This is a genomic window from Flexibacter flexilis DSM 6793 (genome assembly GCF_900112255.1).
Taxonomy (GTDB): Bacteria; Bacteroidota; Bacteroidia; order Cytophagales; family Flexibacteraceae; genus Flexibacter; species Flexibacter flexilis.
Genome location: NZ_FOLE01000023.1, coordinates 1 through 9,123, shown reverse-complemented (window position 1 = coordinate 9,123; position 9,123 = coordinate 1). Strand labels below are relative to the sequence as shown.

10 protein-coding genes and 2 pseudogenes are annotated in these 9,123 nt (G+C 33.9%); 2 read left to right on the top strand and 10 right to left on the bottom strand.

Annotation, left to right across the window (positions count from 1 at the left end):
* Positions 1–218 precede the first annotated feature (218 nt).
* Both BM090_RS18975 and BM090_RS17835 read left to right on the top strand, forming a co-directional pair.
* A complete protein-coding gene (locus BM090_RS18975; protein ID WP_143084046.1) occupies positions 219–647 on the top strand; it encodes a hypothetical protein in 429 nt (142 codons plus the stop codon).
* Positions 648–836: 189 nt separating this feature from the next.
* Complete coding sequence (locus BM090_RS17835; protein ID WP_091516981.1) at positions 837–1,037, top strand: hypothetical protein; 201 nt, start codon at positions 837–839, stop codon at positions 1,035–1,037.
* A 127-nt stretch (positions 1,038–1,164) separates the two neighbouring features.
* Here BM090_RS17835 and BM090_RS17830 read toward each other — a convergent pair whose 3' ends face one another.
* The 10 genes and pseudogenes from BM090_RS17830 to BM090_RS17795 all read right to left on the bottom strand — a co-directional run.
* Positions 1,165–1,518, bottom strand: coding sequence for an HpaII family restriction endonuclease (locus tag BM090_RS17830; RefSeq protein WP_091516978.1), 354 nt, complete (start codon positions 1,516–1,518; stop codon positions 1,165–1,167).
* A 207-nt stretch (positions 1,519–1,725) separates the two neighbouring features.
* Positions 1,726–1,851, bottom strand: coding sequence for an HpaII family restriction endonuclease (locus tag BM090_RS18970; RefSeq protein ID WP_091516987.1), 126 nt, complete (start codon positions 1,849–1,851; stop codon positions 1,726–1,728).
* 333 nt (positions 1,852–2,184) lie between these two features.
* Positions 2,185–2,250, bottom strand: a pseudogene (locus BM090_RS18965) (hypothetical protein); the annotation flags it as partial.
* 24 nt (positions 2,251–2,274) lie between these two features.
* A complete protein-coding gene (locus BM090_RS18960) occupies positions 2,275–2,418 on the bottom strand; it encodes a DNA cytosine methyltransferase (protein WP_221405432.1) in 144 nt (47 codons plus the stop codon).
* A 225-nt stretch (positions 2,419–2,643) separates the two neighbouring features.
* Positions 2,644–3,075 (bottom strand): annotated as a pseudogene (locus tag BM090_RS18955) (DNA cytosine methyltransferase).
* A 174-nt stretch (positions 3,076–3,249) separates the two neighbouring features.
* Positions 3,250–5,565, bottom strand: a complete 2,316-nt coding sequence (locus BM090_RS17815) for a DEAD/DEAH box helicase (protein ID WP_091516975.1) — start codon at positions 5,563–5,565, stop codon at positions 3,250–3,252.
* Complete coding sequence (locus tag BM090_RS17810) at positions 5,559–6,266, bottom strand: hypothetical protein (protein WP_091516971.1); 708 nt, start codon at positions 6,264–6,266, stop codon at positions 5,559–5,561. The genes BM090_RS17815 and BM090_RS17810 overlap by 7 nt, the downstream gene beginning before the upstream one ends.
* Before the next feature lie 424 nt (positions 6,267–6,690).
* On the bottom strand, positions 6,691–7,092 hold the full coding sequence (locus BM090_RS17805; protein WP_091516968.1) for a hypothetical protein: 402 nt from the start codon (positions 7,090–7,092) through the stop codon (positions 6,691–6,693).
* 71 nt (positions 7,093–7,163) lie between these two features.
* Positions 7,164–7,925 carry a hypothetical protein gene (locus BM090_RS17800; RefSeq protein ID WP_091516964.1) on the bottom strand — a complete coding sequence of 254 codons (762 nt, stop codon included), beginning with the start codon at positions 7,923–7,925 and terminating at the stop codon, positions 7,164–7,166.
* Positions 7,926–8,613: 688 nt separating this feature from the next.
* The coding region (locus tag BM090_RS17795; protein ID WP_221405430.1) for a hypothetical protein at positions 8,614–9,123 on the bottom strand (510 nt) is incomplete at its 5' end.

Here is a 9,123-nt window from a genome sequence, read left to right as displayed (position 1 = left end):
CAAGACGTAAAAAACTATGTCAAATCCGTATTTGGTGCAACCAGTCCCCAATACAAGCAAATCAGCGGCTTGCGTTTTAATCCGATTCCCAAATAGCAATTAGCCAACATTTTCACAATACCCCGTAGAGACGCAAATTATTGCGTCTCTTTTTCATTTATCCGCCCCGCAATTCCTATTAAAGTCTTCCCCTTGGGGAAGATTTAGATGGGGTTTTAATATTCTGCTCCCGCAATTCCTGTTATCCTACCTGCAATTCCTGTTATCCTACCTGCAATTCCTGTTATCCTACCTGCAATTCCTGTTATCTCACCTGCAATTCTTGTTATCCTACCTGTAATTCCTGTTATCCCACCTGCAATTCCTGTTATCCCACCTGCAATTCCTGTTATCCTACCTGTAATTCCTGTTATCCCACCTGTAATTCCTGTTATCCCACCTGCAATTCCTGTTATCCCACCTGCAATTCCTGTTATCCTACCTGCGATTCCTGTTATCCTACCTGTAATTCCTGTTATCCTACCTGCAATTCCTGTTATCCCACCTGCAATTCTGAATGTCAAGGCCATATCCTACACTGGTATCGAACGCGTTTTTGGGCTTCGCCTACTTCTTGCCCAAAAATCGGTTCTTCTCCGCATGGATAAACCTTGACCTTGAGGGCTTGCGATTAGAGGCAGGCTGTAGCTCTTTGATAGCTACTTTTACTCTTTCCATCCGTTCCCATGAACCACACACGAATCAGAAAAACACCCGAAGTAGCCAGTGGCGATTTCTTCTTTGACGGCACACCATTTGTCACGCCATGAGCGCAGGAGTTACTTAGCCCACAAAATGTGCAAAGCATTATTTCGGAGTTGCAGCACTTGGCCAAAGCGCAAGGGGGCATAGATTATTTGCAGGTGTATTATCAGCCCGAGAGTGAGCAGAAAATTTGGGTGATAGACACGACCCCACGCCGCAGTTTGCAGGAAAACAAGTTAGTGGGCAACCGAGAATATCACCACTTTACTATCCTCACTCCAGAGGAATACTAAACCACTCCACACCCCAAGCCGTCCCGCACAAGGAGGGTTTGGGGTGTTTTTTTAGTAGGTGCGGGAGGAAATAGTTGGGATTATATATCTGTGAATGGTCTTGTTTTATATTGGAATTATGTGGATTTTACCCAATAAATCTTAATTGTAAATTTAGGTATATGTAGTATTCCCCATTTTCAAGAATAGGAACGCCTATTCCATACCTGCTTGTACTGGGTGTATCCAGTTTGATGTTGTTAATAAGGTATTCGCCAAATTCATTTTCATTGTAGATATAGAAGCCAACCAAATTGCCATCATATTTGACAATGATATATCCTTTTGCCTCTGTTCTGAACCCATCTCGAGGGGTATTAGGCATCATTACTGAGGCTATCATAATCAACAATTGCTTGATTTTCAATATAATATTTTCTTCTGTTATGCCATTATTAAAAAATACAGGAACGTCTTTAATATAAGGAGCTATATCAAGCAATTTGTTGCAAAATCAGCGATAGTATATTTTCAAAACCTCTCCGATAATATCTGGCATTAAGGAATCTATTTTCAATAAGTTTTCTTCAAAAATAGGAGAGTTGTCTCATTTACAAAAAGCCAAATCTCATCCATTTTCATAGATTTCTTTGATGACTTTTTGTATCTTAGAGGATGATTTTCAGTTTCTATAAGTAACGTGTTTTTCTCAAATACGTTCAATAACTTCTTTATTTAAGTTGTTGATTTTAAACTTAAAGTTAGTGTGTTTAGAGGCATTTAATAAGGTGGATAAACCTCCCAGAGATGACTTTATACTAAAACCAGCTTCTATGTCTTGTCATATTACGTCGTCTTCAATAAGACCATATATGTCAGATTTCATTTGAGATGATTGTTTTACCGAATGGAATTTTAAACTATTTAGCAAATCATTCGCTGCAATAATCGTAAAAGTTGTTTCAGTATTTTCTTTTATTTCACTATACATTTCTGCCACAAGGTGTTCTAATCAGCTCATTTTCAAAATCGTTTCGCCTGTTCTTTCTTCTATGATTATTTCTTGTGAATCAGTGGCATAATGATATTCTTTTTTGTCTTCTCCTTCGTATTTTAGCAACTTTTTAAACTTTAAATCAGGCAATCAAGAAATGTTAAGATTTCTATCTCATAAGGACAGTTTTTTCTCAAGAAGTAATTTCAAAAAAACATAAAACTCGCTCCATTCTCCTTTATTTCAAGTAATCATATTGGTAAATTACTTTATAAAAAACTTATCAAGATATTTGACAATTTCTTGTGCCGTATATTGAATTGCGTCTATTGCTACTGAATTTCCAAGCTGTTTCATTGCTTCATTATTGGTGACAGGAAATTCAAAATTATCGGGAAAACCTTGCATTCTTTTTCATTCTTTGGGTGTTACTCTTCTTTCTTTTCCATCGACAATGTAACCATCTCGATTTCTTCTGTCCGTTATTGCCGAGCCTTTTCATCAGACTCTTAGGGTAAATCCAATTGTTTTTTCGCAGTTTCCTTCAAATACATCAGACATTGTCATTTTTAATGCTCTTTTGGGCGGAAATAGAAATGAGGGTGCATTTTCAACTAATCTGGTTTTATCAAATCAAACCATAAATATTCTGGGGCGATTTTGAGGAAGTCCGTAATCTGATGCCTTTAGAATTTGGTAATAAAAAGAGTATCACAATTCTTTTGTTAAAGCATTTATAATGGTCTCCAAAGTTCTTCAATTATCATGTTTTTCCAAATGCCTTACATTTTCAAGAAAAAACGCTTTTGGTCTTTTATGTTTGATAAGTCTTGTTATTTCAAAAAACAAATTACCTCTTTCATCTTCAAATCAACGTTTAAATCACGCCAAACTGAATGGCTGACATGGGAATCATGCGCAAATAATATCAAAATCTGGAACAGTTTTTTCATCAACATGATGAATATCTTTATAAAATAGGTTATTTTCAAAAATATCAGGAGACTTGTCTTTGAAATTTAATTCATAGGTACTTCTTGCTTTATCATTAATATCACAAGCCATTACACATTTTAATCACAAATTATGTAAGGCTAAATGAAATCCTCCAATTCAACAAAATAAATCAGCAAAAGTGTACATTAGTAATTCATTTATAATAAAGGTCTTATCATTAAAAATACATCTGCAATGATAAATATGTTTTGCGGGAAATCAATAGGATAATTCATTTGATTATTACAAGTATCTTTCAACTAATTTAAAGTTATTGGAGTCTTTAATAAAGTCCGAAATACTGCCTTTAAAAACAATTTCAGTTTCATCTATTTTTTCGATATATTCAATTAATATTTCAATTTCTTCAAAACTAAAGCCATATTTTAGCATCCATATTTCAGTTTCGTTATCTGTTCCGTATCTTATCAGGTTGCTCATTGTTTTTGCTCTGAAATCATTTGTATCCTGAAAGTATAATAAGAATGCACTAGATAAAGGGTCTTTGATAGATAATGATAATACTTTGTCTATATAATCGTAAGTGTCATATACAATTTTATCAAAATCAACGTTCAATATACTTGTTCCTTGCTTAAAAAGAGGAATACTTCTTTTTAAAGATTTGTTAGGTAAAGACTCGGCTACGCAAGAAAATCTTACTTTTACTCTTTCTAATTCACTTGCTCTATTTTCTCTTTTGAGTTGGTTTTGGAGTTCTTTTTGGGCTAAAAAAGCATATCTTAGTGAGACTATTTCAGCAAAAGACTTACCTTGAATTTGCCATAATAAAATAGGTATTGCAGTGTCCAATACTCCTTTTTCTCCCGAAGATAATTCTGTACGCCTTAAATGCGCTTTGTAAATATTTTGAAAGGCATCTTTAATGCTCTTACGCCTTGGCTTTTCTAAATTATAATACGCTCTTGCCGTTAATAGGGTTCCTTCTTGATTTAGTAAACTATTTAAAATAAGTGCTATTGACTCATCTATATTTGCCTCAGAAATCCTTTTAATTTGACTTTCTGTTAGCTGTAGTTCGGGATTAAAAGTATCATTTTTTATGGCATCAATAATATCAATAAAATCTTCCTGATTAGAATTGCGTTCATCGTCCAAAACAGAAATAGAAGATAGAACCGATTCTTGTTGTAATCTTTGCATAAAAGACTTTTTATTTTTCTTTGATACAATAACATAACCATAGTCAAAACTAGCATCCTCAAGAGTTGTTCTTCCTGCTCTACCTATCAAGTTTTTTAAATCTAATATTTTTTTGTCATCACTGCCCGTGAAGCGAAAGTTATCTATCCAAATGATATCAAATGGCATATTAATTCCTTGAATAAGAGTAGAAGTAGAGAAGCATATTTTAGCATAATTTCCATTTACAAACTCTTCAATTATTAAGCGAGCCTTTAAGGGTATTGAACCATGATGAATCACTATACCTTTTTTCATCAGAGAAATTAGGTTAGAGTATTTACTTTCATCGTCTTTGGTTCCTAAAAACATTTCAAGCTGGGAGATGTAGGCAGTGGCCTTTGTATCTACTATTTCTGGACATAAATCAATATACTGTGAGAATTTTTCAAAATAATTGTTTTGGTAAATATTATTCTTTGAAATATAAATAAGAACAGTACCATTGCTCTTAATTACATCTTTTACTATATCTGGAGCAACTAATTCTCCTTTTGTTCCGTCTTCAAAAGGAGAAAAATATTTAAACGTATTTTGAAAATATTCGATATAGATTTTTCCTACAGTCTTTTGATTATATGTTGCATAGTTTGTGTTATTTATAATGTTATGTTTAGTAAATTGAGCTTCTGGATTGAGGATAAAAGGGTGCGTGAACACTTTTTTTACATGACCTAGTTTTTTGTCGATTCTTCTTACTAAAGAATCGAATCTCATTCCTCTAATACCATCTTCTGAAATCTGAGCTTCATCTAATAAAATAAGCTCTAAATTGAGTTTATCTACATTTTTAAAGATTTCTTCTCCTCTTTCTGGAGTCAGAATATAAATTCTATTTTTAGTTTTTTTTGTATTAACTACCTCAACAAATTGCAGGACTAACGTTTCTTTGGAGACTATTTGTTTTATTTTTATCAAATATTCAGAAATTAATGCTCTTGAAGGCAATATAATAATAATATCTCCGTGAGTCTCTTTAATTAATTGCTGAAATAGGAAAGACTTTCCTGCGCTAGTTGGTGCGGAAAAAGAAAAATTTGTATGGGTTTTAATGGCGGTGTAAGCGTTTGCTTGTATAGGAGTAAATTGGTGACCAGTCTCTGCTAAAATTGTTTGAGCGTATGTATTATATATGGTTTCTAAGAATGTATTAGGGCTTTGAGTTTTATAAAATAAACCCATCAAAAACATCAATTTACCTTCATATTCTGTAAATTCATTTGGGTAAAACTTTTTCATATACGCCAAAGATTCTAAATGATTATTATCAATAGGTCCATTGATATGAAAATCTAAGAATATTTTTTTAATCAAATCAGAATCAATTTTTGATTGAAAAAAGCTACTGCTTAGCATATTTCTATGGCAATTAAATAAAGTTCTTTATGTTTGGTTATTTCTTTTAGTGCTGAGGATGTAAGTGCATTTGTAAAAGTTATATCTATACTTTCATTGTTAAAAGAAAATGCAGCAGTGTATCCTTTTTCATTATTATTAGTAATATTAGCTAAGGTTGTTTCATCTAAAAAAGGTTTTAACCATATCAATTCTCCGCTATCTTTATTATTACCAATAAACTCTTCTATTTGATTTAATGCTTTTTCGCGTGGGGTAACGCTTAAACTAAATTTAGCTTCCCCAAAAATCAGATAATTACTGCTACTAATTGTATGGAAATCAAAACCTGGGTTGCCTGAAACTTTTTCTTTCCATAACTCTGCTAATGGAATTTTCTGGTGTCTATACTCCTTTTCTAAAGCACATTGTGCAGTATAAGAAATGAGATATTCTCCAATATCTTTATTCACTGAAGAAGATACTTTTGCTATAATATCATTTACTATTTTATTAATTGTCCTTTCTACATTAGCTCTAAAAGATATTTGAGCTGTCTTATCATTTAACTTCCCTATCCAACTTGTATCAGAAATATGCGTTTCAAATTCACTTATAACAGACTTCCAATTGGTTATTCTTAAATACAGGGAATGTATTTTACAACCTGAAGAGTTCTCTATGGCATTTACATTACTTGCATGAACTTTTGTTATCTCCATATTATTCTATAAGACAGCATTAAAATGTATTATTTATATATAATCAAAAATAGACATAAAAATACTAAATGCAAGCTATAAAATCCAAAATGTAACAGATTGTAACTGTTTATTTTAATTAATAAATCAATACTGAATAAAATTCCACCCCTTACACAGAAACTCCACCCTATTCCTTATACTGCGACCATGCGAACAGTTCTGGTTGCAAAAGTGGCCAAAAGCGGTTCAAGATTTGTACCATAGACTGCATTTTTCTCCCCCTTACGGGGGGATTTTTGGTAAAAAAAGACTCTCACAAGTGGAGAGCTTTTTATTTCGGAGTAAATATTGACCTTGAGAATCATTGTAGCAATTCAACTATAATAAGATACTATACCGCAGATTCCCTATTATCAAATTGCCTTGATCTATTTCTGAGGAATCAATCAAGAAGACGGTTTAGCAAAGTAGAAAAATAACCAACTGTCAAGACTGCCACTATATACGAAAAAATCACATGATAGAATCGTGATAAATTTTCTGGGAAGATAAAGTTGGCTAGCTGATTTATCGGAACAAGAGGGTTATAGAAGTATTGGAAGATTGGTCGCAGAACAAGAGCAAGCCCAGTGACGATAAGCAATTTTTTATTGTTACTCTTATACAATACGGAAGGCAAAAAAGCTCCTTGCACAGGAACAAAAATATACCATATTCCTGTCGCAAGAACCCGCAAAAATGATGGAGCGGCGTCCACAAAGTAGGGAAGGTTTGACGCTATAAACGCAAAAATCACAACAACGACAACAATAGTCCAGAGAATAATTTTAAGGGGAGTATTCATATATTATATGAACAGTAAAAAAGGTTGGCACATAGCACCAACCTTAGACAATAGCCTTTAAAAATCAAGGCTTATTTTTGTAGCTTCATTTCTGCTTTTAATGCCTGTACTTCATCCTGTATCCCAACCGCATAATACAGTGCATTACTTCTATTTTTACCAACCAATATATATACATACTCACCAGATTGCCTTCCATTTACACCACCAATGCTTAATATATTCCTTGCCGTTACACTTATTCCTCGAATTTTGTATGGAGATGCTAGTGTTGCAGGCCCCACATAAAATACCAATTCATAATCACAGTCCGTTTGTCCTGGATCTGTAGCATCCCATACGGCATAACAACTTGTATTATATGTAGAATATTGCTGAGTTACGATTCCATGATAATACTGAGGACATGAACTAGCCAACTTTGATTGACTGTTTTTCACCGAAGGAACAATTAACTCGATTTCTACATCCGAAAGTTGATTGGGAGACTTCCCAAACTTATAGATAGATTCTGACAATAGACGCTCTCTATCTTGTAATGCGACCTCAAAGGGTATATCATTTACCCTTGCCATTACTCTTGCCTGATAATGTATAAACGTTTTATAATCATCAGTAGATAGAGTCTTGAATAGCGATACTGTTTTAGTTATTTCTTCATCTGAAAGATTAGTAGCAACTAAATTATTCGCCAACATCTCTAACTCTTCATTAGAAATATTTACTTCTTTTTTCACAATACTCTGTTCTTTCTGACAGGAAGAAAAACCAACAACTGACACAAAGACAACAACTGCCGAAAAGTATTTTAAAATAAGTGTTTTCTTAATCATAACGAAAAAAAAGTTTAATTTTTATTTATGCAGCTTAATTCTAAATCCTTTATTAGCAAAGCGATTTCCCATTTCTTTGGACACACTTCACACATAGTGTGGTTGTATCAAAGGCATTCTAACTAGAGTTCATTTTTCTTGTTATATTTAATTTTAAGTCTGTTAATAAAATAATGCAATAAAACAATTTGCAGAATGAGTATAAGTCCTATACATCTTATAGTGAGGACTATCTAGAAAGAGTAATATACAATCTATCCAAAACCTTGACCCACAATCAATCGCTTTAAATCTACCAATACACATACAAGACGTTTCCCAAAGCAAAAAAGGGTGACACGGCTTGAAAAAAAGTTTTCCACATAAATCAAAACACTTAAAATTATTATCCTTAAGCACTAATAAAAGAATGTAAGGTAACAGAAAAGTCATATCCAAGAAGTCCACAGATCAAACAATGTTGAGCATTTTCCTGAGATGGCTTTACTTATAGAAAACCTATCCTTCCTTACACAGAAACTCCACCCCATTCCTTATACTGCGACCATATGAACAGTTCGGATTGCAACAGTGGCCAAAAGCGGTTCAAGATTTGTACCATAGACTGCAAATCATGGGACGGTTGTTTCTTAATCTGTTCAAACGCCTCTCGCAAAGCACTCTTTGGAAGGTTCAAGAATCACTTTTCTCAAGGCTTCACTTTCAGGCTACTCTTGAACCACAATTGCAAAAATTGTTGCTTTTGGCTGACATTAGCCGCCTCCCAAGCCATTTGAGGATTCAATATCAACTCTGTTACCATTTTTAAAATTTCTGTGCCAAGCGGCTGCTGTGTCGAGGGACTCAGCATCGCCTCTCTTTGGGCGGCTATACGCAATTCCACTTTCTCCAGCTCCGCTTCTATTTTCTGTATCACCGTCGAGTTACTTACCTGTAACAATTTGTTTATCAATCCACTATGTTCTTTTTCTAATTGCAAAAGTTTGGCTTGTTGTTCTTGGCCTTGTCGTTGGGTTTGCGCTTCCAACTGCTCATATTTATTCAATAAAATGACTTTGAACGTCTCTTTTTGCTTGGGACTCAACACGATTCCTTCAAAAATCTGGCGCAGTCGCCCATGAACAGTTTCGGCATTCATGGACTTGTCTTTGTGCGCGGAGGTGCTGCTAAACCTGTAATAAGGATACAATTGGTTCCT

Bases quoted from the DNA above. Each gene is read 5' to 3' on its own strand.
- BM090_RS18960 (WP_221405432.1), bottom strand. From the start codon at position 2,418: ATGCAAGGTTTTCCCGATAATTTTGAATTTCCTGTCACCAATAATGAA.
- BM090_RS17815 (WP_091516975.1), bottom strand. From the start codon at position 5,565: ATGCTAAGCAGTAGCTTTTTTCAATCAAAAATTGATTCTGATTTGATT.
- BM090_RS17810 (WP_091516971.1), bottom strand. From the start codon at position 6,266: ATGGAGATAACAAAAGTTCATGCAAGTAATGTAAATGCCATAGAGAAC.
- BM090_RS17805 (WP_091516968.1), bottom strand. From the start codon at position 7,092: ATGAATACTCCCCTTAAAATTATTCTCTGGACTATTGTTGTCGTTGTT.
- BM090_RS17800 (WP_091516964.1), bottom strand. From the start codon at position 7,925: ATGATTAAGAAAACACTTATTTTAAAATACTTTTCGGCAGTTGTTGTC.